Source organism: Burkholderia sp. Bp9142 (genome assembly GCF_003853415.1).
GTDB lineage: Bacteria > Pseudomonadota > Gammaproteobacteria > Burkholderiales > Burkholderiaceae > Burkholderia.
The window spans coordinates 36769-61919 of the sequence record NZ_QTPP01000042.1 but is presented as its reverse complement, the minus strand read 5'-3'; the positions used below and the strand labels follow the sequence as shown (position 1 = coordinate 61919).

Here is a 25151-nt window from a genome sequence, read left to right as displayed (position 1 = left end):
GGATCCGCAATCGAAAATGTTTCAGTCGTGAAACGTCGAGGTTTTAGGGGCGTATCGTAGGTGAATGCGTGGCGGTGAATGCGTCGAAGGCCGCGTCGATGCTGCGAAGTTCATCGTCGCCGCCGTCAATCCACAACCTTGAACACCCGGTTCTTCTCGATCACGCCGGCTTTCGGCAGCTTGCCGTCGTCCTCGGCTTCGGGCCGCAGATGCCGTTCGTCGAGCGCCGGCCCCGTATAGCGGCTGCGCGGCCGGATCACCTTGCCCACGCGCAACTGTTCGATGCAGTGGGCCAGCAGCCCGACGCTGCGCGCGATCGAGAACAGCCCGAAAGCCGCGTCGCGCGGCAACTGAAGCTGCACCGACAGCATCGCGAGCGCGACATCGATGGTCGGCCGCTGGCCGGTCAGTGTCATGACCTTGTCGATGAAGCGCGCCAGTTCCGCCGGCGGATCGAGCCGAGCCAGCAACGCGGCCGCCCGCGGATCTCCGTCGGGGTAGAGATGATGCCCGAAGCCGGGAATCGGGATCGCGGACTTCAGGTGATGATCGACCACGTGCCCGGCGCCGAGCCGTTCCACGTCGTCGAACACCGCGCGCACGCGCCCGGACGCATCGCCGTGCAGCGGACCTGACAACGTCGCGAGTCCGGTCAGCAGGCAGCCCGCGAGCGACGCGCCGGTCGATGCGGTGATGCGTGCGGCGAACGCCGAACTCGTGATCTCGTGATCGGCGACCAGCACCATCGCGCGGCGCAGCAGGTCCGCGCCCCGATCGTCCAGCCCCCAGCCCGCCGCGAGCCGCTGATGGATCCACGGCAGGCCCGCGTCGTCGTGCGCGCCGAACGCGCGAGAAACGATCGCGACGAGTTGACCGGCCTCGGTGTGCAGTGCGCTGTCGAGCCGGCCGAGCGTCGAGTGGCCGTGCGCCGCCAACGTGGCAAGCATCGTGAACGCGCACTGGCGATCGCGCTCGCCGGCCGGCAATGCAACCGCGGGCGCGTCGAACGACACGGGCGTGGTGGCATGCCAGAGCAGCGCGGCCGTTTCCTCGAGCGTGGCGGTGTCCGACAGTTGAATGCTGTCGCGGCCGCGATACCACGCACGGCCCTTGGAGAATGTGGTGATGCCGCTGTAGATGCACGGCTCGGCGCCGAAGATCGTGCTTGCCGCCAGCGCCGCGCGCTTGCGGCCGACCTGTTTCTTGCGGCACAGCGCGATCACGTCCTCGGCGCGATACAGGCTCTTGCGCGGATCGTCGGGATCCTGCATCACGGCGATGCTGCCGCGGCTCGCATACGCATAGACGGTCTGCGCCCGCACGCCGAGCCGCCGCGCGGCTTCCGTCAGGGTGATCCAGTTGTGCATGGGGAGTCGTGATGAAGACGCGGCCGGTGCCCGGCCGCTTGCGCCGACTATAGACCGGGTTCAGCTGAATGTCATCTCGGCCGGGCGCCGCTCGAGCACCTCGACGAGGATCTCGCCGGGCGCGCGCACGAAACAGCCGCGCACGCCGGCACGGATCCGCGTCACGGGCTGGACGATCTCGGCGCCGTGCTCGACCAGGTGTGCGTACGCGGCATCGAGATCCTCGACCCGCACGCCGAAGTGATCGATGCCTTGCGCGCGCGCGCCGTCGGGCACGGCGGCCGATCGCGCGTCGGGCAGGGCCGTGATGAACAGGTTGATGGTGCCGATCCGCAAGTCGACGCGGCCGGGGCGCCGCACGATTTCGGCGTTCAGGCAGCGCGCGAACCACGCGGCGGTGGCCTCGGCGTCAGCCGAGCAGAGTTGCAGGTGATCCCATTTGAATTCGATCATGATCGTGGGCCGGATGGGGTTGAGCCGCCTGAGCGGCAGGCAAAGGGAGTCGGACGGGGTCAGAGTTCGATGCGCGACAGCTTGCCGAGCAGCACGGAGTACGACAGCGTGCCGACGAGGCAGATCGCACCCATCAGGTTCAGCGCCCAGAAGAAGTTGCCGGTGTGCTGGGTCACGTAGCCGATCATCAGCGGCGTGGTGACGGCCGCGATATTGGCTGCGAGGCTCGTGATGCTGCTGGTGAGCCCGACATAGCGTTTCGGCGCGATCTCGGAGACGGCGGCCCAGGACATCGAGCCGATCCCTTGCGCGAAGAACGCGACGGTCAGGATCGCGATCACCAGCGCGTTCGAGTGCACGAAATTGACGAGCACGATCGACGCGCCGAGGAAGGTGCCGATCACGAGCGGGGCCTTGCGGGACGACGACATCGACACGCCGCGCCGGATGCACAGATCGGACAGGTAGCCGGCGATCAGGATCCCCAGCGTCGCGCCGATGAACGGCATTGCCTGAAAGAGGCCGACCTTGATCATCGACATGTGCCGTTCCTCGACCAGGTAGGTCATGAACCAGGTCGTGAAGAACACCAGCAGCGTGTTGTTGCAGAACTTGCCGAGACAGATCGCGAGGATCTGCCGATAGCCGAGCAGGCGCAACGCCATGCGCCAGTCGAACGGATCGCGTGCGGTCACGACCGGGCGCCCTTCGGTGATGTACTGCAGTTCGGCCGCATTGACGCCGCGATGCCGCGACGGATCGCGATAGAGCCGGTACCAGACGACGCTGAACAGGATGCCGAAGCCGCCGGTCGCAAAGAACACGGCGCGCCAGCCGAATGCCGACGAGATCCACAGCAGCAGCCCGGTGAAGAGCGGCGTGCCGATGTACTGGCCCATCACGTAGACGCTGGTCGCGAAGCCGCGCTCCTGGACCGGGAACCACATCGTCACCGCGCGGGCGTTCGACGGAAACGCCGGCGCCTCCAGCGCGCCCATAGCAAGACGCGAGCCGAGCAGCATCTGGTAGCCGTGCGCGAGCCCTTGCGTCAGCGTCGCCAGCGACCAGCCGACCAGCGACAGCGCATAGGCGACGCGCGAGCCGAGCATGTCGGCGAGCACGCCCGCCGGCAGCAGCGCGATCGAGTACGCCAGGCCGAACACGGCGAACAGTTCACCCATCTGGACGCGGGTGAGCGCGAGATCCTTCGACAGGGCCGGTGCGACGATGCCGAGTGCCGAGCGGTCGACGTAGTTGAGGATGGTTGCCACCAACAGCATCGACAGCACGCCGTAGCGCACGCGCGATCTCCTGGCCAGGCCCGCGTGCGAGTCGAACTCGCGCATGACCGAAACCTGCTCTTCCGCGGTTTTCAATGTCGTCTCCTTATATCTCGTGATGGGTGGGCCGGCGTGTTGTTGTCGTGTGCGCCGGCGATCGTCCGGTCAGCCGCGCCCGACGAAGGGCATCGCGCTCGCCATGATCGTCATGTTCAGAATGTTCGCTTCGAGCGGCAGGCTTGCCATCTGCACGATGGCGTGCGCAACGTGCGCGACGTCGACGCGCGGCTCGGGCGCGACGCGGCCGTCGGCCTGCAGCACGCCGCTGTTCATGCGCTCGGTCAGCGACGTGGCGGCGTTGCCGATGTCGATCTGGCCGCACGCGATGTTGAACGGGCGGCCGTCGAGCGCGAGCGAGCGCGTGATGCCGAGGACGGCATGCTTGGTGGCCGTGTACGCGATCGTGTTCGGACGTGGCGTGTGCGCCGAGATCGACCCGTTGTTGATGATGCGGCCGCCTTGCGGGGCCTGGCGCTTCATCTGGCGCCACGCGGCGCGTGCGCACAGGAACACGCCCGTCAGGTTGGTCGCGACCACGTCGTTCCAGAATTCGAGCGAGTAGTCGTCGAGCGGCACGGCGCCCGCGTTGCGGCCGGCGTTGTTGAACAGCACGTCGAGGCGCCCGAACTCGCGCTCGATCCGTGCGAAGCCCGCGTCCACCGATGCCTCGTCGGCGACGTCGGCCGGGATGGCCGCGGCCACCCCGCCGGCCTGCTCGATGATCTCCTTCGTATCGAGCAGCGGCTCGATGCGCCTGCCGAGCAACGCCACGCCGAAGCCGGCTCGCGCCAGCGCGACGGCCGCTGCCTGGCCGATTCCGGTGCCGGCGCCCGTCACTGCGGCGATTTTTTTCCGTGCCTGCATTTTCACGACCTCTTCTTCAGTCCGTTGAACATGCAAAAAGCATTGCGCGGTGGCGATTCCCCAGCAATCTTGATTCTTTCAATCAATATCAACCGCCCCGTCGGGACGGGGTGGCGTCAGGGTTTTCCTGAGATCGCGGGCACGTCGTTTAGGGGGCGCCACGGCGTGGTGCGCATCGGGTGATGCAACCGAACCGGCTTGCAGGCAGGTGGTCGATGCCGCACAGACACGTTGATTGAATCAATCAATATTGACCCGCGTCGCGTGCGCTTCGTAGGCTGTGCTCCGTTTTCCGACCCAAGGACGAGACCATGCCTGACAACAATCGCCCCCGCCTGCTGGTAGCGCGACGGGTTCCCGCGGCCGTGGCCGCACGTGCCGAAACCGAATTCCATGCGTACGTGACGGATGCCGACATGGACGCGCCGTCCGTCGTCGAGTTCTGCAATCGCCACGAAACGCCGGCGGTGCTGATCGGCAAGAAATCGGGGCTGCAGGCCGAGCACATCGCGGCATTGCCGCCGAGCGTGAAGATCATCGCGAACGCGAGCGCCGGCTACGACCACATGGATGTGGCGGCCGCGCGTGCACGCGGGATCGTGGTCAGCAATGCGCCCGACGCGCTGACCGATTGCACGGCCGATTTCACGATGCTGCTCATTCTGGCCGCGTGCCGGCGCGCATCGGAGTACGAGCGCATCATGCGCGCGGGGTGGGGCAAGTCGTTCGGCATGACCGACATGCTCGGCACGCGCGTGAACGGCAAGACGCTCGGGATCGTCGGCTTCGGCCGGATCGGCCGCGCGGTCGCGCAGCGCGCACGCGGGTTCGGGATGCGGATCGTCTATACCGACAGGCGGCCGGCACCGCCCGAGATCGAGGCGGGCGCGCGCTATTGCGCGGATCTCGACACGCTGCTGCCGCAGTGCGACATCCTCACGCTGCACGTGCCGGGCGGCGGCACGCCGTTGATGACGCGCCGCGAATTCGGCTTGTTGCGCGATGGTGCGGTGTTCGTCAACGCGGCGCGCGGGAGCCTCGTCGACGAGGACGCGCTGTACGACGCGTTGACGTCGCGGCGCCTGTTCGGCGCGGGGCTCGATGTCTATCGCAACGAGCCCAACATCGATCCGCGCTTCGCCATGCTCGACAATGTGTTCCTGTCTCCGCACATGGCCAGCGCGACGATCGAGACGCGGGATCAGATGGGTTTTACCGCGCTCGATAACGTCGCGGCGGTGCTTGACGGGAGGGCGGCGCCGAACGCGTTGTGACGGGGACTGCCGTGCAACTCGGCCATGCCGGTGCTGCCGATGACGGCAAGCGCCGGCATGTCGGTCCCTTACTTCAACGCCCCCTCGGCCACCAGCACTTCATGCGCGGCCTTGAACGCACTGAGCCCGTGCGGGATGCCCGAATAAGCGGTCGCGTGCAGCAGCGTCGCCTTGATCTCGTCGACGCTCACGCCGTTGTTGAGCGCACCCTTCACATGCAGCTTGAGTTCGTTCGTATGGCCGCCGGCGGTCAGCATCGCGAGGTTGAGCAGGCTGCGCGTCTTGCGGTCGAGCGTGTCGTCGCCCCATGCCCAGCCCCACGCCCAGGCAGTGGTGGCCCGCTGGAACGCCATCATGAAGGCGTCGGCCTTCTCCATCGACGCATCGACGTATTCGGGGCCGAGTACTTCCCGGCGGATCGGCAAGCCTTTCTGAAACAGCGCGTCGTCTTCATTCATGATTGATCTCCTTCGTTAATCCAAAGCCCCGGCGCCTGCCGGACACCGGCCGCGCGCACGCGAGGCGTCCTTCGACGCGAACAGGTAGCAAGCCAGCGCGGTGGCGACGAGGCCCACCATCCACGACACGTCCGCGCCACCGAGAATCGACGCCCATGGGCCGTGGAAGAAGCTTTCCTCCATGAACGGCACCTGGACCGCGACGCCGAACACGTAGATCGCAATGGCCTTGACGTTGAACGAACCATACACGCCGCCATTGCTGCTGATGATCTCCGCGACGCGGTAATGCCGATTGTTGACCAGGTAGAAGTCGATCAGGTTAATCGCGATCCACGGCGCCAGCACGATGCGCAACGCGAAGATCGCGTCGAGGAAGATCGCGATGAAGTTGCTCGACGCCCACAGTGCGGTCGCGGTCGACGCCACCAGCAGCACCGCCGACACGACGACGCGCACGTTGCGGCCGGGCACCCAGTGCGGACGGAACGTCTGCGCGGCGGTGATGAACGACAGCACCGCGCCATACAGGTTCATCCCGTTGTGGCCGATGATGTTGACCAGGAACAGGAAGATCAGCACGTAGCCGAACGCACCGGTCTGTTCGCGGACCGCCTGCATCGCGTCGGTCGAATGCCCGGTGCTGACGGCGAGCACGCCGAACAGGAACGCGAAGATCGTGCCCAGCGACGTGCCGAAATACGTATACGCAAAGGTCTTCGCGAATCCGGCGGACGTCGGCAGATAGCGCGAATAGTCGGACGTATAGGGCGCGAAGCTGATCTGCCACACCGCGCACAGCCCGAACATCGCGAACCAGTTGGCGAGATCGAAATGGCCCTGCTGGAAGATCCGCGCATCGAGGCCCGGGGCCATCAGTGCGATGCCGATCAAGAGCGCGCCGCCCATGAACCACGCGCCGACCTTGTTGAAGCGATGAATGAAGTGACAGCCGATCACGCCGACCAGCGTCGCGAGCACCGCGCCGATGACGGTCGCGACCGGCACGGGCACCGCGGGCGCGGCCGTGTGGAGCGTCTTGCCCGCGAGAATGATGTTCGACACGAAGAAGCCGAGGTAGATCAGCGTCGTGAATCCCACCACCAGCAGCGACCCGTAGCGGCCGAACTGCGCGCGGCTCTGGATCATCTGCGGCACGCCGACGAGCGGCCCCTGCGCGGAGGTGAGCGCATGGAAGATCGCGCCAAAGCATTGCCCGGCCGCGATCGCGAGAATCGCGCTGACCAGGTCGAGGTGGAACACCAGCACCGACGTGGCGCCCGAGATCACGGCCAGCGGCGCGACGTTGGTGCAGAACCACAGGGTGAAGAGGTCGGCCGGCTTGCCGTGCCGCGCCTCCGGGGGAACATATTCGATCGAGTTGCTTTCGATGGCGAGAACGCTGCCGTCGCTTTCCTGCTGGGTCATGCTGTCTCCATTTTTATTGCCGGGACCATGCCGCGCCGCACGCGCTCACCGGCGCGGTGCGGCATGGCACGACATGGCTTCCGCGGCTTTGAATCGATACTGCAGGCGAATGCGTACCCGCTCAACGCATCACGAACGGGTCGCTGATCGGATCGTCCGACGTGCGCAGCCACACGGATTTCGTCGTCGTGTATTCGAGCGCGGCGCTCAGGCCGCCTTCACGGCCGTGCCCGGACAGGCCGAAGCCGCCGAACGGCACGAGCGGCGACACCGCCCGATAGGTGTTGATCCACACGATGCCCGAGCGCACGCGCTTCGACACGCGGTGCGCACGCGTGAGATTGGTCGTGAAGATGCCGGCGGCGAGACCGTAGGCCGTGCTGTTGGCTTTTTCGATCGCTTCCTGCTCGGAGTCGAACGTGTCGACCGACAGCACCGGGCCGAACAGTTCCGTCGTGATGCTGTCCGCTTGCTCGACGCCGGTGCAGTCGAGGATCGTCGGCGCGTAGTAGTACCCGTCGCGCTCCAGCTGCTTCCCGCCGGCGAGCACTTTCGCGCCCTGGCGCACCGAGCTCGCGACGACCGCCTCGATGTTGCGAAGCTGGCGCTCGGTGCACAGCGGGCCGTACTCCGTTTCCCGCTCGTTGGGCAACCCCACGCGAATGCGCGACACGCGCTCGACCAGCAGGGCAAGGAAGCGGTCCTTCACGGACGCCTCGATCAGCAGACGCGAACCCGCGACGCAGCTCTGGCCGCTCGCCGCGAAGATCGCGGCGACCTGCGCATTCACCGCGCTCTGGATGTCGGTATCGGCGAACACGATGAACGGCGACTTGCCGCCGAGCTCCAGCGACACCTTCGCGAGATTGCTGGCCGTGTTCCGCACGATGTGGCGCGCGGTTTCGGGGCCGCCGGTGAACGCGACCTTGTCCACGCCCGGATGGCCGCTCAGCACCGCGCCGCATTCCGGGCCGAAGCCGGTGATGACGTTGACGACGCCCGGCGGAAACCCGGCTTCGTGCACGAGGCGCGCGAACTCGAGCAACGGCCCCGGCGCTTCCTCGGAAGCCTTGAGCACCACCGTGCAGCCGGCGGCGAGGGCCGGGCCGACCTTGACCGCTGACAGGAACAGCTGGCTGTTCCAGGGCACGATCGCGGCGACCACGCCGACCGGCTGACGCTCGAGCCACACCTGCATGTCGGGCTTGTCGACGGGGATGCTGCTGCCTTCGAGCTTGTCGGCGATACCGGCGTAGTAGCGGTAATACTCGGCGACATACGCGATCTGGCTCGACGTTTCCCGGATGATTTTGCCGGTGTCGTTCGTTTCGATTTCGGCGAGCCGCGGCGCAGCCCGTTCGACGAGATCGGCGAGCCTGTACAGCAGCTTGCCGCGCGCCGATGCCGAAAGCCCCGCCCAGGCCGGATCGGTCAAAGCGCGGCCGGCCGCCGTGACCGCGCGGTTGACCTCGTCGGTGCGCGCTTCGGGCATCTGCGCCCATACGGCGCCGGTAGCCGGATTGATGCTGCCGAAGGTCGCGGCGCCGGGCTCGAACTTCCCGTCGATATATAGCTGAAAGTGCGCATTCATGGCGTCGTCCCCTTATTGGAACGCAGGCATCACGTCGCGGATCATCCGTTCGAGCGACGCCTTCTTGCGCTCGAAGCTCATGCCGGTATCGATCCAGAACGAGTACTCGTCGAAGCCGAGCGCCTCGTATGCCTTCAGACGCTCGATGACCTCGGCGGGCGTGCCGATCACGTTGTTCTTGCGCATCGCTTCCGGCGTGTAGAACGGATGCGCGGCGATTTCGTCGCGGCTCAGCGGCTTGATCATCCCGCGGCTGATCGGCCGCTCGTTCTTGAACCACGCGCCGAAGTAGTTGTAGAACACGTTGACTTCGTCGGCGGCCACTTGCGCGTCGTCCTCGCTGCTCGCCACGTAGGTGTGACGCAGCAGCATGATCTGCGGGCGCGGCACGTCGGGGAATTTCTCGCACGCGGCGTTGAAGTGGCCGACCAGCTTCTCGACTTCCTCGTCGCCCAGGTGCAGCGGCGTGACCTGCACGTTGCAGCCGTTGGCCACCGCGAACTCGTGGCTGTTCGGGTCGCGCGCGGCCACCCAGATCGGCGGATGCGGTTGCTGCAGCGGCAGCGGCGACGACGTCGTCGACGGGAATTGCCAGAACTCGCCGTCATGCGCGTAATCGCCTTCCCACAGTTTCTTCACCGCGGGAATGAGTTCGCGCATGCGCTGGCCGGCACCCCACGCGTCGAGGCCCGGCATCAGGCGCTCGTATTCGAACGAGTATGCGCCGCGCGCGATCCCGAGTTCCAGGCGGCCGCCCGAGATGATGTCGGTCATCGCGGCTTCGCCGGCGAGCTTGATCGGGTGCCAGAACGGTGCGATGACCGTGCCCGTGCCCAGCCGCACGCGCTTCGTCTTGTTGGCGAGATCGGCGAGGTTGATGAACGGGTTCGGCGCGATCGTGAAATCCATGCCGTGGTGCTCGCCGGTCCAGACGGCGTGCATGCCGCCGCGATCGGCGATCTGGCACAGCTCGACCATCTCGTCGTACAGCTGCTTTTGGCTGGTCTGGTCGGAGACGCGCTCCATGTGAACGAAAAGCGAAAAACGCATGATGTGACCTTTCAGGAAAGAAGCGGGCGGACGGTGCCGGTGCTGTGGTCGCCGAAGTAGAGGCCGTAGCTCTTCAACTGGCTCTCCTTGCGATAGCGCTCGAGCATGCTGGCGAGGGCGCTGTCCTGGAACGCGTCGGCCTCGATGTTCTCGAGGCTCACGAATTCGCCGGCGGCCGCCACTTCGTCCGGTGCGCTGCAGAGGAACGAGATGTACTGGTAGTGCGTCTCAGTGTTGTTGTAGACCGAATAAATGAAGCTTGCCGAAGCGTCCGGCTGGTATTGTCGGAAGAGTTCGGCGAGCGCCTTGTCGGCGCCTTCGTTGCCGATTTCCTTGGTCGGCAGCGCCCACTTGCCGTCGGCGGTCTTCACCATGAGCACCTTGTCGTCGCGCGTGATGATCGCGCTCACGATCACCTTCGGGCCGGCGATGACTTCGGCCGACAGCTTCGCCGGCGTGAAATAGCCGCCGCGGTAATAGCCGAGCCCCGCGTAGCCGGCCGAATGGAACGCCTCGACCTTGCCGACGATGAGCGCGTGATCGCCCGCGTCGATCACCGCGTGCGTCGTGCAGTCGAACCACGCGCTGACGTCGTCGATCAGCGGGTTGCGATGCGCGCTCAGGTGCCAGCCGACCTGCGCGAAGCGATCGTCGCTCGGTCGCGCGAAGGTGTTCGACAGGTCCTTTTGCCCTTCCGCGAGGATGTTGATCGCAAAGTGGCCCGTGGTGGAGAACGTCTGGAAATTGCTCGACGTCTTCGCGATGCTGACGAGCAGCAGCGCGGGGTCCAGCGACACGGACGAGAACGAGTTCGCGGTGAATCCGAGCGGCTGGCCGTCGTCACGCGCGGTGGTGACGATCGTCACGCCGGTCATGAACGCGCCGAACGCATCGCGCAGCTCGCGGGTGTTGATCGTCGGGACTTCCTGGCGGGTTGCTTGGCTCATGTCACACTTCCGATTTCAGGGTTTCCGCCTGCGGCACGGTCTGCAACCAGGCACGCAGGGCGCGATTGACTTCCTCGGGCGCGGTCAGGTTCACCATGTGGCGCTCGTTCTCGATCACGACGGCCTTGCCGTCATGCGCGGCCTGCGCCATCTGCCGGGCCATCTCGGGCGTCGAATTCGGGTCGTCCGATCCGGTGAGCACGAGGGCCGGGCAGGCAATCCGGTGCCAGCCGTCGGCATACACCTCGTCGCCCTTCGCGAACGCGGTGTACGCGGTGGCGTAGCCCGCCAGGTCGACGGACTGCAACCACGCTTCCACCTTGTGCGCGGCGGCCTGCTGCGCTTCCTCCGCGTTGAACCAGCGCCGCAGCGGCGTATCGACGTCGATGGTGCCCGAGCGCAGTTCGGCGGCGCGTTGCAGGACGGCTTCGCGCGCCTGCTCGGTGCGGCGGTACACACCGTTCAGGACTGCCACGCGCTTGACCAGATCGGGCCGCGTCACCGCGACGCCGGCGGCGATCAGCGAGCCCATCGAGTGGCCGGCCAGGTTGACGGGGCCGACCTGCAGCGCCTCGATGAACTCGATCGCCCACTGCACGAACTGCTGCAGGTCGGCGTCGGTGTCGAGCGCATCGCTCATGCCGTGGCCCGGCATGTCGACGGAGATCACGCGGAAATCGCGCGACAGGTCGTCGATCTGCGGATACCACGCGCTCGCCTGCATGCCCACGCCGTGGATCAGCACCAGCGGTTCGCCGGCACCCTGGTCGAGGTAGTGGACGATGCGCTTATTTGACAGCGGCAGGGTTCTTGACGTCATTTCCGAGCTCTGCGAGATCTTTGTAGCGGTCGCCGATGCGGTGATGCGGACGGCCGGCGGTGGCGGCGCCGATGGCGATGACCAGTTCGTCGGCGGCCGGTGCGTCCGCAATCGAGAACTGGAGCGTCAGATAGTGCGAGCGGCGGCCTTCGTCGTTCTTGTCCATCATCGGAATCAACAGCGGCGCATTGGCCGGGCCGCGCGTGTTGTTGAACGCGAGGTACGACTTGGCGCCCACGGCCGTGCGATAGGTGTTGCCGAAGTGCAGCGTGTGGATCAGCGCGGACGCGTGCTCGATTTCACCGTCGAGGCCGACGATCGCGCTCTTGCCGAACGCTTCGACCGCGTCGCCTGAACCGGCTTCGTCGAGGATCATCTTCGTCAGGTGTTCGCTGAGCTGCGGCGCGAGCGCGCGGATCTCCGGCGACAGGTCCTCGACGTACCCGCGGCCTGCCCACGGGTTCTTGATCACGGCGACCGCCCCGATCATCTTCAGCGGCTTGGCGGCGACCTTGTCGCCGTCCACGTAGAGCGTCTCGACATGGAGGACGGATTTCCGAATCAGGCTCATGGCACCTTCCTTTCGTGCGTTGATTGTGGGATTCATTGTGGTATACCATGTTACGGCATGCCATGGGTGTTAACCCGTGTCTGGGAATTTCCCGAAACTGGAGGCGAGAAATGAGTGCGTACTGGATTGCCCGCGTGCAGGTGCTGGACCCCGTGAAATACAAGGACTACACGGACCTCGCGCCGCAGGCGTTCAAGAAGTTCGGCGCGGTGTTCCTGGCGCGCGGCGGCGCATCGCAGGTGCTGGAGGGGGACTCGTTCGAGCGCCACGTCGTGATCCGCTTCCCGGATATGGAGACGGCGCTCGCGTGCTATCACTCGCCCGAATACCAGGCGGCGAAGGCGAAGCGGGATGGACATTGCCGCGCCCAGATCGCGATCGTCGAGGGGTTCGAGGGCTGATCGCGTGGTAGTTGTTTGCAAACGGAACCTGTTCTGACGTAGCTCGCTAAGTAGCTGTTTTGTATGAGGATTCGTCTTTCCCCGCAATTACATGTTTGCAAGCATATTTGGTCTGGCGCGGGGGGGCGCTGCAAAACGGATTTGCAAAGGAAATCTGTACTGATGTCCTTGGCGTGTGGCCTGCCGCTCGGCAAGCACCAAGTTCGTATCGGGGAAGTTGCCCGGGGTCGCTTTGCCATGACCTCTTGCCCCAACGCATGCGAATGTCAGTTGAGCCTCTTGCGGCGTCCAGCCGCGAACCCCATGCGTCTGCCTGTCGAGCTGATGCAGCTGCGCGTTGCTACCACAGTGTAGTGTCCGTCGCCAGCCGGCATCACCTCGGATGTCGACGTGCGTGCCGGCAGTAGTGTCAAGGCGGTGAGGGTGGCTAAACGCTTCATATGCCCCGGCGATTGGGGCCACCCACCTCGCAGCCGGGGGAGTTCTGGCTAAGCGTGGACCGGGTCAAACCTAAAACGAAATTCGGACGCTTTATTTAGATTGTCTGGCATGACGTCCCCTCGCTATACCCTGGGCAGCGATTGAAGAAGGCGCCGCATCCTGTGTCAAACGCATTTGAAATCTGAGCCACTTCGCGCCTGATCGCGCAAAGTAAAACTGAGCCAGTCGTTACCTCTTCGATGACGAAACGTGACTGGCTTGGCGTTGCAGTTTCAGCCTGTAGCTGTCTCCTTTGATCTGGATAATGTGGGCGTGGTGCAGGATGCGGTCGAGCATCGCTGCAGTCAGTGTGGTGTTGCCGCCGAAGGTTTCGTCCCACTGCGCAAACGGAAGGTTGCTGGTCAGGATCATCGACCCGCGCTCGTAGCGCTTGGCGACGATCTGGAAGAAGTGGCTAGCCTGATCCCCCGAGAGCGGCAGATAGCCGATCTCGTCGACGATGAGCAACCTCGGGCCGAGAATGTTGTGCCGAAGTACGGCGTCGTATCGCTCCTGTCGGCGCGTGGCCTCGAGCTGCAACATCAGATCCGCCGCCGTGATGAACTTCGTCTTGATGCCGGCCTGTGTCGCGGCATACCCAATGGCGATCGCGAGGTGGGTCTTGCCCACGCCTGACGGGCCTAGCAACACGGCGTTCTCACCCCGCTCGATGAAGCGCAGGGTGGTAAGCTCGTCGATCGTCTTGCGCGGCGCCCCGACGGCGAAACTGTAGTCGTAGTCATCGAGCGTCTTGATGGCGGGGAAAGCTGTTATTCGATGATCCCTTTGACATCGAGCGCCTCTATCAGCCTGGCGAGCGGCGCCATGGTACGAGCATGGGCGAGACAAGAAGCGCAAACCATACGTGTTTCAGAAACTCTGGGCCGATATTGTTCGCGATCTCGGTCTTGACGATCTCCATTTCCACGACTTGCGGCATAAGGCTGTCAGTCGCTTGGTGGAAATGGGGTTGAGCGATCAGGAAGTTGCCGCGATAAGCGGGCAGCGTAACACCGACTGGTTCTTGAACGACTTGTACTCTTTCTTGCCAGGAATGGGGATCACCGCCATCTTGGCTACACATAGCCGATATGTCGTCGACGTCAATCGTGATCCCAATTTGGTAGCCCCCGGGGCGTGGTCGGATTCACCGATTACCCTCAGCACCTACGATGGCGAAGCGATCTATTTGCATGAGCCAACCGCAGCGGAAGCCGTCGGCAGGATTACCTCTTTTCATCGGCCCTTTCATCAGAGGCTAGAGGCAGAAGTTGATGCAATGGTGGAAAATTTCGGTCGCGTTTTGGTGCTCGATCTGCACTCCTTCATGGGACCTACGACTTTCGATGTTTGCCTTGGGAACGGTGGCCATTGCACCACGTCCGTTCAAACGTTCCAGACATTCTTCGCGGCGTATCGAGATGCCGGATTTTCCGTAGGCGACAATACTCCGTTTCGGGGCGGGTACATCGTTCGGCACTATGGTCGGCGTTCGAACGTCGAAACTCTTATGATCGAACTTCGCTACCCGAACTATATAGACTGCTCGCTCATCGATGAAGCGCGGCCTAAGATCGATTACGCACGCTTGATGACTGAGGCTGCGCGAGCACAGGATGTGATTACCTCTGCACTCGAGAGGCTAATAAGCCTCTGAGGGACGTTGTTATCGGACCGCTTACCATGAAACGGATGCTCGAGCCGCGCGCCGATTTGTGCCGTGGTGGACTCGAGCGGGATCACCGGATCCTTCAGCGCACCGCCCTGCATCGGCTTGATGTTTCACCGCTTGGCTGCCACGCGCCACTTCACGGAATCGCCCTTCATTTCTTCATCGCGGGCGACGTGACGAGACGCTTCATCGACAAGACGCCGGAACTGCTCGCATTCGCGAAGCGCGGCGATCGCGCGACGAAGCTGCCGCGCTATCTCTATACGATCTTGGTCAGCAACTCTTTATCCATGCCACCCACACACTGGTCAGCTCATGCATCGTAGATGCACAACCCGCGCTCTGCTGAAAACATTTTGGATATCTGAATAGTAACGTCGAGGCAGTCTTAGTGCATGACGAGCATTCACTGCGAAAGTCGCTATACCATGGCGCCGGCTTGCAGGCCAGATTGCAGCGTCAAAACGGTGTGTTGAGCGGTACGATCAAAGTGTATCGGTGTCACGGAAATGCCGCGGGCACTGATGATTGCGGCCTCGGTGTCAGGCGCATCCGGGCGGCGACCATGTCGGAACCGCATCCAGTGATAGTCAATCTCGCGTGGATCGATGTGCGCAAAGACGTCGATGCTCTCGAAGTAACCTGTCCCTTGCCGCGTAATAGCGAGTGGCCCAGCCTCCGATGCATCGCAGTCCGGAAAATTCACATTCAGACAGGTGGGAGCGTCGTGAGTAATCGACAGCAGTTTTCGAAGAACAGCGGGTGCAAGTGCGCGTGCGGTATCCCAGCGTACGCTTTTGCGGTTCGGTACCGCCTGGCTCAGTGCGATTGAGGGCAGGCCGAGCAGGAGGCCGGTCATGGCTGCCCCGACCGTACCGGAGAACATCGTCTCGATTCCAAGATTGGCCCCGCGATTGATGCCGGACAGCACAAGCGTCGGGGTTGTGTCCTTCATCAGATGGCGCACCGCCATGACAACGCAGTCGCCTGGCGTGCCATGGACGCCGAAGCGGCGTTCGCCACGTTGAGCGATGCGCAGAGGTGAATGCAGGCTGATCGAATGTGATGTCCCGCTCTGGTCGCGTTCGGGCGCCACCACCCAGACTTCGTGTGCAAGTTCGGCCGCGACCGCTTCAAGAACTGCGAGCCCCGGCGCGTCAATACCATCGTCGTTGGTTAAGAGTACGCGTTCGATGATAGGTTCGATGTCGGACATCGTGTGCTCCTTTTTGTGCAGGGATAGCCCGATGACGCTGAAACACAGGATGCGTTTGGGGCCGACCCGTGAAAATCGGTCGGGTCACCGATCAGACATGTAGATGAAGGGCGGAAGGTCGACGGTGCGATACGTGGACAACCATCTTGTGGCGTAATCCCGGGCGACGGACCGCCCTCATTGAGGTTTTTCCGTGAGACTGTTCCCACAAGCGCATACCGTCAGCCGTGTCGTTACGAAGCGACGCTTTCGCGTGCCGCCAGGGCGGCGATACCCGGACTCGTCAGGGCCGGCGAGCCTGGAATCAGTTGAGCGATTTCTCGCGCCGCTTCGATCAGCAGCGGAGCGAACTCGTGCAGCCGCTTTTCGGGTAGCCGGGAAAATGGGCCCGCGACACTGATGACACCAATGGGTTTCCGGGTGAGCGGATGCCTCAGTGCAGTGGCGATCGCCGCCATCCAGTCGGTAAATGTCTGGACGGCAATCGCGTAACCCTGCTCACGCGCAGTGTGAATGTGCGCGAGTACCTCGGCGGGGGTCTCTGGCGCCTGTGGGCCATATTCGTCCCGGCTTCCCAGTCCTTGTCTTTCAATGATCTCAAGCGCCTGATGGTCGTCCATGCATGACAACCAGGCGTAGCCTGTCGCCGAACATGACAGCTTTGCAATCATGCCCATATCAGGGTCATATCGCAGTCCGGATCGCGCACCTTGCGACTTGGCGACCCACGTCAACTGATCATTGTCTGCGACGGCGAGGCGAACCAGTTCTCCTGTTGCCGTCGCCAGCCGGTCCAGCACCTGCTGGGCGGCATCAATGTAACCGCTCGAGGCGAGATGACGGAACGCCAATACCTGCAATTTGGTTGTCAGGACATATACGCCACGATCCTGCTCCTGGCGCACGTAGCCGTGATCTGAAAGCGCTGTCAGTAGTCGATGGGTCGCACTACGCGGGATTCGCAAATTTTCTGAGATAAAGGTGAGCGATGCCCCAGCGTCGCTACCCGAGAGCAGTTCGAGAATTGCCAGTCCTCGGTCGAGCAATCCCGAGTACCCGGGCTCGGGCGATGTGACTCCGCCTGCCATCCATACCTCCTTCCGTTTACGACATTGAGCGTTCATTGTACTGGAAGTTTGTTCCACTCTGTGTGGAATAATCTTTCTCTCCGGGCCTTGCGACATGGCGGCCGGTGTGTGTTCAGCCGGTCGCGCACCTAGACTGGCGCGTCTCCAGGATGCCGAATGCGTCCCGTGTCGACGATGACCAGAGGTAGCGTCCTATCCGTTCTCAACAGCACAGAGATTGGATGGAACAAATTTCCTGTGACATTGGAATTCAATTCCACTAAACTTCTCTCATCGATTGGGGGAATAGGAGGTGGAGATGGCGGAGCGTGAGATGCGCTGTGACTTGCTGGTGATCGGCTCGGGGGCGGCAGGCCTTGCGGCGGCGGTCACGGCCGCCTGGCATGGCCTGAGCGTGGTCGTCATCGAAAAGGACGACGTTCTGGGTGGAGCGAGCGCCTGGTCGGGCGGCTGGATGTGGGTGCCCGGTAACCCGCTCGCCCAACGGGCGGGCATCAATGAAGACCCACAGCAACCGCGCGTGTACCTGCGCAACGAACTGGGTGCGCGCTATGACGCGGCCCGTATCGATGCGTTCCTTGACCAGTGCCCGAACATGGTTTCGTTCTTCGAGACGCACACCGAGCTCAAATTCGTCGATGGCAACGAGATTCCCGACATGCATGGCAATACCCCCGGTGCCGCCACGCGAGGGCATCAGGTTATTGCGGCGCCGTACGACGGGCGGAAAGCGGGAGCGCTGATCAAGCGATTGCGAAAGACGATGCCCGAGACGTCGATTCTCGGCATGCCGATCATGGCCGGTGCCGATCTGTCCGCATTTCTTGGTGTGACGCGCTCATGGCGATCCTTGTTCCATGTCGTTCGGCGCTTTTCACGGCATCTGCTGGATCTTGGGCTGCACGGTCGTGCAATGCAGTTGGTGAATGGCGTGGCGCTGATCGCGCGTCTGGCGAAGTCGGCCGAGAATCTGGGCGTCACGATGATGGAGTCCGCTCCCGCCAAGCGCCTGATTTATGACGAAGGTGCCGTTCGCGGTGCGGTTGTTTCGACCCGTAATGGGGAGATCCAGATTCATGCTGCCCGCGGGGTCGTGCTGGCTACGGGTGGTTTTCCGAACGACATTGAGCGCCGCCAGGCTCACTTTCCCCGCAACCCGACTGGCAAGGAACATCTCGCACTCCCGCCGGCCGGTTGCAGTGGCGACGGAATCACGCTGGGTGAATCCGTCGGGGGGCGACTGGTGACCGATCTTGCGTCGCCCGCGGCGTGGGCACCGGTGTCGCAGGTTGTCCACCGCGATGGGCGTGTGGGACATTTCCCCCACATTATCGATCGTGCCAAGCCTGGAATTATTGGTGTACTGCGCAGCGGCAAACGCTTCGTGAACGAAGCCGATGGCTACTACGACTACACGAAAGCAATGATTGACGCGGTTCCGGAAGGGCAGGAGGTCGCATCGTGGCTAATCTGCGACCACCATTTCCAGCGGCGGTATGGGCTTGGTTACGCCCGGCCGTTTCCGGTACCGCTTGCCCCGTTTGTCCGTAGTGGCTACCTGAAGCGCGGAGATTCGATTCAGGCGCTGGCCCGCGAATGTGACATCGACCCTGATGCACTTGTGCAGACGGTGCGCACATTTAACGAGCATGCCTGGCGTGGTGAGGATCCGGTATTTGGTCGTGGCTCGACGCCATTTAACCGCAAAGGGGGAGATCCGCTACATGATGGCCCGAACCCCTGCGTCGCGCCGATCGAACATGGACCGTTCTACGCGGTCAAGGTGCTGCCGGGTAGCTTCGGAACGTTCGCGGGCCTGAAGACCAACGGCGCCGCGCAGGTGCTGGGCGACGGTGATCTGCCGATTACAGGTCTCTACGCGGTGGGCACCGATATGGCGAGTGTGATGGGGGGCTTTTACCCGTCTGGCGGGATCAATCTTGGGCCGGCGATGACCTTTGGGTATATCGCAGGGCGGCATGCCGCGGGGATCAACGAGATGGGGGGCGACGATGCGGACGCACCGAGCCCGGCTTTGGAGAGCAGGCGAGCGGAAATGTGTATCGAACTCGCGGGCGTGCGAATCGCATAGTCGAAGTGGGAGTTGGCAGGGCGATCAAGTTCCACTTCTGGGGACCACGCCGTAGTTAATAGATCAGACTTAAATATCAAAAGTACGATTAGTACAACGATACAAATGATTTAAAGGACCGTGACCCAAGTGGTGCCGACTGGCGGCTGAGCTGCACCGAGAGATCGACTTAAAGAAGCCAGACGGGGCGGCGTCGAGCTCCCAGATTTTGTCGGGGTCGGGCTCAACACGACGCGGCCCTGCTGCGAATACGACCAAAACAGTGCGCTAAATTCAATTTTGGAGACATCATGACAGTAGAGACGTTGCGGGATGAAATCACATCGGCCGCCCGAGATGCGGGCCGGTCCAGCGATGCGGCACACGCATCGGGTACTGGCCATGCTCGAAGGGCGGCAATCGCCGGATGGATCGGCAGTGCGCTCGAATACTACGATTTCTTTATCTACGGCACAGTAGCGGCACTGGTCTTTCCTCAGCTCTTTTTCCCGCCGGGAGATATCGCGGCCGCAACGCTGGCGTCGATGGCGACATTTGGTGTTGCGTACGCGGCGCGGCCGCTCGGATCATTCCTGATGGGGCACTTCGGGGACCGGCTCGGTCGAAAAGTCGTCATGGTGGGCACGCTGTTGCTCATGGGAATTTCGACATTTCTCGTGGGCTGTCTGCCAACCTATCAGAATGCCGGTCTACTGGCGCCAGCCTTGCTGGTGACCCTGCGTTTCCTGCAAGGTATTTCTGCTTCGGGAGAACTCGCGGGCGCGAGTTCGATGTGCTTCGAGCATGCACCGCAGCACCGGCGCGGCTATTACACCAGCTGGACACTGAGCGGCACGCAGGGCGGCCAGGTCCTCGCGCCTGCCGTGGTCTTGCCGCTGGCGGCCTTTCTGCCTACCGACCAGTTCATGGCCTGGGGTTGGCGCGTTCCTTTTTGGCTTAGTGCGATCGTCGTTGTTGTGGGCCTCGTTGTACGAGCAAAGCTCGAAGAGACGCCGGCCTTTGAGAACAAGGCCGCACACGAAAAGGTCAAGAACATGCCGCTGAAGGTTCTGTTCGCGAGCTATCGCAAGGAACTGACCCAGATATTCTTCACGGTGCTGCTAGCCTCAGTCGGCACCACGTTTGCCGTGTTCGCGCTGTCGTTCTCCCGCATCCAGAGTCAGCCAATCAGTACCTCGACGATGCTCTGGACGGCTGCGCTTGCAAATCTGCTGGCGGTCTTCACCATTCCGGTCTGGGGCGCGTTGTCAGATCGGGTAGGGCGTCGGCCGGTGTTGGTTGCAGGCAACGTCCTGTGTGCGATCGGCTTGGTGTTTTTCCTCTGGTCGATCACAACGGGTCATGAAACATGGGTGCTTTGTTTCGGGGTTTTCCTCGGGGGTCTGGCATACGGGATGAACAACGCCGTATATCCGGCGCTGTTTGGCGAACGCTTTTCGACGGAAGTCCGCATGTCCGGGGTGGCTGTCGGCACGCAATTGGGTGTCGGCGTGGCGGGATTTGCTCCGCTGATCGAGTCGGCGCTGATGGGCCGGTGGGGCACCCAGCCGTGGGTTCTTCCCGCCGTCTTTGCGGCTACTGTCTGTCTGATTTCGTCGGTTGCGGCACTGACGATGCGCGAAGCTCACACGGTGCCGTTGGAACAATTAGGACGTCGCGAAAAACAGGGTTGATGTCTTGGTGTCACGATTTTTGTGGAAGTTTTGGTTAGGAACGGATGATGAACAAACTTGATCTTGCAAACCGCGTGGCTATTGTGACGGGCGGCTCGGGTGGAATCGGACTGGCTATTGCCGAACGCCTCATCGCTTCCGGTGCGAAAGTCGTTCTCTGGGACCTCAAATCAGACGCAGTGCAGGCCGCGGCAGAACGGGTAGGTGCAGTGTTGACGACCCAGGTTGACGTGACCAATGACGAGAGCGTGCAAGCGGCAGTGGAATTGGCCGCGTCGAAGCTCGGGGCGATTGACATCCTTGTCAATTCAGCGGGAATCAACGGCGCCATCGAAAAGGTCGAAGCATATCCGGTCGATTCGTGGCGACAGGTGCTTGAAGTCAATCTCACTGGGACGTTCCTTTGCTGCAAGGCCGTGATCCCCTATTTGCGGCGGGCTCGCAACGGCCGAATCGTGAACCTGGCGTCGATCGGCGGCAAAGATGGCAACCCGAACCAGTCTGCCTATAGTGCATCGAAGGCGGGTGTGATGGCACTTACGAAATCGCTGGGCAAGGAACTGGCGGACACCGAGATTCGGGTCAATTGTGTTGCTCCGGCTGCGATCGAATCCGAAATGCTCTCGGCCATGACAGACGCTCAACGGAAACTCGTTGTCGACAAGATTCCGATGGGGCGACCTGGTCGGCCGGATGAGGTCGCTGCACTCGTCGCTTGGTTGTCGACCGAAGATTGCTCCTTTTCGACTGGTGCTACGTTCGATGTGTCGGGCGGGCGTGCGACGTACTGACGGGGAGATCGCCGGGCGCGCACACGCGATTCGGCGTTTCTGAAACAACGATTTGGGAGAAGAGATGACTGTACCTGAACTCCGGCCACTGTCGCTGGCCGCACTGACCGTTCTTGAGCTGACGCCACCTCAGATGGTTCGATGTGCCAGCGAGTCGGGATATGACTATGTCGGTCTGCGACTGCTGCCGGCGACCGAAACTGAGGTGCATCACGACGTCATCGGCGATGCCGCGCTAAAGCGCGAAGTCCTCGCAGTATTGCGAGACACAGGAGTACGCGTGCTCGACGCGGAGATTCTGCGGCTCAAACCCGAGACTGACGTGCACGCCTATGTACCGATGCTCGAGACCGCAGCCGAACTTGGCGCGCGCTACGTGCTGGTGGCTGGTAACGATCCGGACGAAAACCGCCTGGTCGACAATCTCGGCCGTCTTTGCGATCTTGCTGAGCCGCTGGGTCTTTCGCCGTCTGTCGAGCCGATGCCGTGGACCGACGTCAGGGATATCGAGGCGGGCGCGCGCGTCATTCGTGCGAGTGGTCGGAAGAACACCGGGCTCATCATCGATCCGATTCACTTTGATCGCGCTGGAACATCGGCCGATGCATTGAGTGCGTTGCCACGGGAGTACTTTGGTTACCTGCAGTTTTGTGACGCCAGCCCACAGCGCCCGACTGACCTGGACACATTGCTTTTTCAGGCGCGTTGTGAGCGCATGATTCCCGGCGAGGGGGGCATTGACCTTCGGGGTATCCTGCGCGCCTTGCCGATGCATCTGCCAGTCAGTGTCGAAGTTCCCAACCAGCGCTGGGCGCAGAGCACACCGGCACTGGCACGCGCGCGCCGCTTGCGCGAGGCGACGCTTGCAGTGATTGAGTCGGCGCTGGCGGCACCCGGTGGTTGCCGCGGCGTGTAAGGACCTGCGCCGCGTGGCGCGAACATCCATTAACTCCGGGTCAAACCTTCGGCTGCAGCCCCAAAAGCGCCTTCGGTAAGACCCGATCGAGACAAACCCGCTAAGCGACAGAGAAGAGGAAAATGGCGAAGGCACGCTTGGCAGTAATTGGCGCGGGGGCAATTGGCAGGATGCATGTTGAACGAGCGCGTTCGCATGCCGACGTTGAAGTTGTTGCGCTCGCGGACCCGTCGTCGGCCGCACAGGAGTTTGCGCGGGCGAACGGATTGCGCTGGTTTGCGGACTACGCCGTGATGCTGGACGAGATTCGTCCCGCAGGGGCGATCGTTGCGACGCCAAATGCGACTCATATGGAGATCGGACTGGCCTGTATTGCGCGTGGTGTGCCGGCGCTCATTGAAAAACCGATTGCGGACAACGTTCAAGACGCCACGCGCCTGACGCGCGCGGCGCGTGACGCGGGTGTGCCGCTGCTAGTGGGCCACCAGCGGCGGCACAATCCGATCCTGCGCCGCGCGCGGGAGGTAATCCAGTCCGGCCGCCTCGGCCAGCTCGTCGCTGCAAATGGTCTCGCGGCATTTTTCAAGCCCGATCCGTATTTCGATGTCGAGTGGCGGCGTACCGTGGGCGGTGGCCCGGTGCTGATCAACCTGATTCACGATATCGACATCATGCGCTTTCTGATGGGCGAGATTGTCGAGGTGCAGGCGCAGTCCTCCAATGACGTGCGCGGGTTCGAAGTGGAGGACACCGCAGCCGTGCTGCTACGCTTTCAGAACGGCGCGCTCGGCACCTTGGCTGTTTCGGATTGCGCGGTGTCTCCGTGGAATTGGGATCTGGCAGCGGGCGAAGCGGCCCATTATCCGCGCCAGCAGGTCAATACGCATTTCCTGCTTGGCACCAACGCCTCGTTGACACTGCCGCTACTCGATGTCTGGGAATACCGCGACAACAAGGGTTGGCACGAAGCTCTGACGGTTGAGCGTTGCACGCCACACGCAGCTGATCCCTACTACGAGCAGTTGCGACACTTCTCGGCTGTCATTGCCGGGAAGGAGGTGCCGATTTGTCCGGCCATTGACGGGACGCGCACGCTGGCCGCGACGCTGGCTATTCATGATGCAGTGGTTGCGCGCTCAACCGTGACGGTCCCCGATGTGGAATAAGCTCTTGTAACCGGGTAATACGGATGAAAGCAAGCGTTGAGATTCGCAATATGTCGTTGGCCAACTTGACGGTTGGGCGTACGCCACAGGCGGAGCTTGTCTGGGCTGCAGCAAAATCCGGTTTCGGGAAAGTCGGCCTCCTTGTAATGACGGCCACGTCTCATCCGCTGCACCACGAGGTCCTGGGCAAACCGGAGGTCATCCGTGAGATCAAAACGGCGCTTCGCGAAACGGGCGTGCGTGTCTTTGACATCGAGGCATTTGTGTTATCGCCACTGACGGATCTGGAGCGCTTCAAGCCAGCACTTGAGCTCGGTGCGGAACTCGGCGCGACCCACATTTCATCCATCGGTACCGAACTCGCACCCCATGCGACTTTTCTTTCCCGCACGCAGCGCATTGACCTTTTTGGTCGTCTGTGTGAGCAGGCCGCGGGTTTCGGTCTTACCGTTGGCATAGAGTTCATGTTGTACCGCGATATCAGGACTTGGCGGGACGCATTGGATCTTGTTGAGGCCGCGGGCAGTTCCAACGCCGGCCTGATTCTTGATGTCCTCCACTTTCACCGGGGCGGCGGTACAGCGTCGGACATCGGGCAAATTCCGGCGGAACGGATTGCATATGCACAGCTGAGCGATTGCGAGCGGATCGCCCCGCCTCTGGAAGGACTTGCCGGTGAAGCGCGTACGTCACGGCTTCATCTCGGCGACGGTGTCATCCCGCTGCACGGGATTCTCGGTGAACTTCCAGCGCAGGTTCAGCTCGTCATAGAGACACCCGTTGCCGCCGAAGCGACGTCTTCGACGCTCGAGCGAGCACAGTCAGCGGCCCAAAACATTACTGCTTTCTTTTCTACGCGGTACGAGGCTCCCGGCGGCGCATAAGTATCGCGTTCCGGACGGTGCGAATCGAAAAGTAGGAGGCTTTGGCAAGGAGCGCTCAGGAGCAGCCGGGTGAGGTGGTAGCCGAGATCGGCAAGCTCCAGGTGAAGCTTCAGTGGTATCCGATGTCGTTTGAATGCACCTGCCACGCTTGAGATTGGCGTCCGACTGCATTTTCTGGATGCGCGCAGACTGTGCGCATCCACGTGCAACCAATCGCCGTCTTTGAATCCGGGGCATACCAGGTCGGACGTTCGCTTTAGACGAGGCGCTTTCTTGTTTATCAGCCGGCGCTCTTATTTCGTGCGCTGCGAGTCACGGTGCCCGAGACCAACAGCAGCTGTGTCGTTGGCTTGCAGAGCGGCAGCCAGTATCGATAGAACAGATTTCGTTTGCAAATGCGAACCTCGGCGACAGCTTTCTTTGCATCGAATCTGCTAAGTGATTGATTTCATTAGAGCGTGAGAAGGGGGCTTTAGGCGGGGACCCACCGACGCCGCGATGGAGGTGCGACAGCGCGCGTCATCGGGGACTCGTGACGTTTTAGACTTCATCTCGAAGAAGCCAATAAATACAAGGGTTTGGCAGCGTCAGAACAGTTTTCTTTGCCCT

Annotated in this window: 23 protein-coding genes and 1 pseudogene; 10 read left to right on the top strand and 14 right to left on the bottom strand. The window is 62.6% G+C overall.

Annotated features, from left to right (window positions below):
• Positions 1–125: 125 nt before the first annotated feature.
• From DIE22_RS31820 to DIE22_RS31805, 4 genes are all read right to left on the bottom strand, one after another.
• Positions 126–1367: a citrate/2-methylcitrate synthase gene (locus DIE22_RS31820; protein WP_124606907.1), complete on the bottom strand. Its 1242-nt coding sequence runs from the start codon at positions 1365–1367 to the stop codon at positions 126–128.
• Positions 1368–1427: 60 nt separating this feature from the next.
• On the bottom strand, positions 1428–1820 hold the full coding sequence (locus DIE22_RS31815) for a VOC family protein (protein ID WP_124502068.1): 393 nt from the start codon (positions 1818–1820) through the stop codon (positions 1428–1430).
• Positions 1821–1879: 59 nt separating this feature from the next.
• Positions 1880–3166 carry an MFS transporter gene (locus tag DIE22_RS31810; protein ID WP_124606911.1) on the bottom strand — a complete coding sequence of 429 codons (1287 nt, stop codon included), beginning with the start codon at positions 3164–3166 and terminating at the stop codon, positions 1880–1882.
• A 99-nt stretch (positions 3167–3265) separates the two neighbouring features.
• Positions 3266–4024, bottom strand: coding sequence for an SDR family oxidoreductase (locus tag DIE22_RS31805; protein WP_124502078.1), 759 nt, complete (start codon positions 4022–4024; stop codon positions 3266–3268).
• 311 nt (positions 4025–4335) lie between these two features.
• Between DIE22_RS31805 and DIE22_RS31800 the strand changes: the two genes are divergently transcribed.
• Complete coding sequence (locus DIE22_RS31800) at positions 4336–5298, top strand: D-glycerate dehydrogenase (protein ID WP_124606906.1); 963 nt, start codon at positions 4336–4338, stop codon at positions 5296–5298.
• Between the two features lie 68 nt (positions 5299–5366).
• On the opposite strand, the gene DIE22_RS31795 is transcribed toward DIE22_RS31800, so the two are convergent.
• From DIE22_RS31795 to DIE22_RS31765, 7 genes are all read right to left on the bottom strand, one after another.
• On the bottom strand, positions 5367–5756 hold the full coding sequence (locus DIE22_RS31795) for a carboxymuconolactone decarboxylase family protein (protein WP_059516993.1): 390 nt from the start codon (positions 5754–5756) through the stop codon (positions 5367–5369).
• Positions 5757–5771: 15 nt separating this feature from the next.
• Positions 5772–7184 (bottom strand): cytosine permease, encoded by a 1413-nt coding sequence (locus DIE22_RS31790; RefSeq protein ID WP_124606905.1) that lies wholly within the window; start codon positions 7182–7184, stop codon positions 5772–5774.
• A gap of 121 nt (positions 7185–7305) precedes the next feature.
• Complete coding sequence (locus DIE22_RS31785) at positions 7306–8775, bottom strand: aldehyde dehydrogenase (RefSeq protein ID WP_124606904.1); 1470 nt, start codon at positions 8773–8775, stop codon at positions 7306–7308.
• A gap of 12 nt (positions 8776–8787) precedes the next feature.
• A complete protein-coding gene (locus tag DIE22_RS31780) occupies positions 8788–9825 on the bottom strand; it encodes an LLM class flavin-dependent oxidoreductase (protein ID WP_124502072.1) in 1038 nt (345 codons plus the stop codon).
• An 11-nt stretch (positions 9826–9836) separates the two neighbouring features.
• Positions 9837–10772 carry a flavin reductase gene (locus tag DIE22_RS31775; protein WP_124502073.1) on the bottom strand — a complete coding sequence of 312 codons (936 nt, stop codon included), beginning with the start codon at positions 10770–10772 and terminating at the stop codon, positions 9837–9839.
• A gap of 1 nt (position 10773) precedes the next feature.
• Positions 10774–11592, bottom strand: a complete 819-nt coding sequence (locus tag DIE22_RS31770; protein ID WP_124606903.1) for an alpha/beta fold hydrolase — start codon at positions 11590–11592, stop codon at positions 10774–10776.
• Positions 11561–12163 carry an amino acid synthesis family protein gene (locus tag DIE22_RS31765; RefSeq protein ID WP_124502075.1) on the bottom strand — a complete coding sequence of 201 codons (603 nt, stop codon included), beginning with the start codon at positions 12161–12163 and terminating at the stop codon, positions 11561–11563. The genes DIE22_RS31770 and DIE22_RS31765 overlap by 32 nt, the downstream gene beginning before the upstream one ends.
• A 110-nt stretch (positions 12164–12273) precedes the next feature.
• On the opposite strand from DIE22_RS31765, the gene DIE22_RS31760 reads away from it, so the two are divergent.
• Positions 12274–12564 (top strand): DUF1330 domain-containing protein, encoded by a 291-nt coding sequence (locus DIE22_RS31760; protein ID WP_124606902.1) that lies wholly within the window; start codon positions 12274–12276, stop codon positions 12562–12564.
• A 669-nt stretch (positions 12565–13233) separates the two neighbouring features.
• On the opposite strand, the pseudogene istB reads toward DIE22_RS31760, so the two are convergent.
• A pseudogene (gene istB, locus DIE22_RS31755) lies at positions 13234–13851 on the bottom strand (IS21-like element helper ATPase IstB); the annotation flags it as partial.
• Positions 13852–13909: 58 nt separating this feature from the next.
• On the opposite strand from istB, the gene DIE22_RS38535 reads away from it, so the two are divergent.
• Together DIE22_RS38535 and DIE22_RS39375 are read left to right on the top strand one after the other, a co-directional pair.
• Positions 13910–14701, top strand: a complete 792-nt coding sequence (locus DIE22_RS38535) for an N-formylglutamate amidohydrolase (RefSeq protein ID WP_221623910.1) — start codon at positions 13910–13912, stop codon at positions 14699–14701.
• A gap of 26 nt (positions 14702–14727) precedes the next feature.
• Positions 14728–15042: a hypothetical protein gene (locus DIE22_RS39375; protein ID WP_409364668.1), complete on the top strand. Its 315-nt coding sequence runs from the start codon at positions 14728–14730 to the stop codon at positions 15040–15042.
• Positions 15043–15137: 95 nt separating this feature from the next.
• Here DIE22_RS39375 and surE read toward each other — a convergent pair whose 3' ends face one another.
• Both surE and DIE22_RS31735 read right to left on the bottom strand, forming a co-directional pair.
• On the bottom strand, positions 15138–15932 hold the full coding sequence (gene surE, locus DIE22_RS31740) for a 5'/3'-nucleotidase SurE (protein WP_124606901.1): 795 nt from the start codon (positions 15930–15932) through the stop codon (positions 15138–15140).
• A 233-nt stretch (positions 15933–16165) separates the two neighbouring features.
• Entirely contained in the window at positions 16166–17020 is an 855-nt protein-coding gene (locus tag DIE22_RS31735; RefSeq protein WP_124606900.1) for an IclR family transcriptional regulator, read from the bottom strand.
• 298 nt (positions 17021–17318) lie between these two features.
• Here DIE22_RS31735 and DIE22_RS31730 point away from each other — a divergent pair, with 298 nt between their 5' ends.
• The 6 genes from DIE22_RS31730 to DIE22_RS31705 all read left to right on the top strand — a co-directional run bounded on the left by DIE22_RS31730 (position 17319) and on the right by DIE22_RS31705 (position 24542).
• Positions 17319–19112: an FAD-dependent oxidoreductase gene (locus tag DIE22_RS31730; protein WP_124606899.1), complete on the top strand. Its 1794-nt coding sequence runs from the start codon at positions 17319–17321 to the stop codon at positions 19110–19112.
• Positions 19113–19402: 290 nt separating this feature from the next.
• Entirely contained in the window at positions 19403–20785 is a 1383-nt protein-coding gene (locus DIE22_RS31725; RefSeq protein ID WP_124606898.1) for an MFS transporter, read from the top strand.
• Positions 20786–20832: 47 nt separating this feature from the next.
• Entirely contained in the window at positions 20833–21576 is a 744-nt protein-coding gene (locus DIE22_RS31720) for an SDR family NAD(P)-dependent oxidoreductase (RefSeq protein WP_124501550.1), read from the top strand.
• A 64-nt stretch (positions 21577–21640) separates the two neighbouring features.
• Positions 21641–22492 carry a sugar phosphate isomerase/epimerase gene (locus DIE22_RS31715; RefSeq protein WP_124606897.1) on the top strand — a complete coding sequence of 284 codons (852 nt, stop codon included), beginning with the start codon at positions 21641–21643 and terminating at the stop codon, positions 22490–22492.
• Between the two features lie 122 nt (positions 22493–22614).
• Positions 22615–23658: a Gfo/Idh/MocA family protein gene (locus tag DIE22_RS31710; protein ID WP_124501552.1), complete on the top strand. Its 1044-nt coding sequence runs from the start codon at positions 22615–22617 to the stop codon at positions 23656–23658.
• A 23-nt stretch (positions 23659–23681) separates the two neighbouring features.
• The gene (locus DIE22_RS31705; protein ID WP_124606896.1) at positions 23682–24542 is read left to right on the top strand and encodes a sugar phosphate isomerase/epimerase family protein; all 861 of its coding nucleotides are present in this window, start codon (positions 23682–23684) and stop codon (positions 24540–24542) included.
• Positions 24543–25151 lie beyond the last annotated feature (609 nt).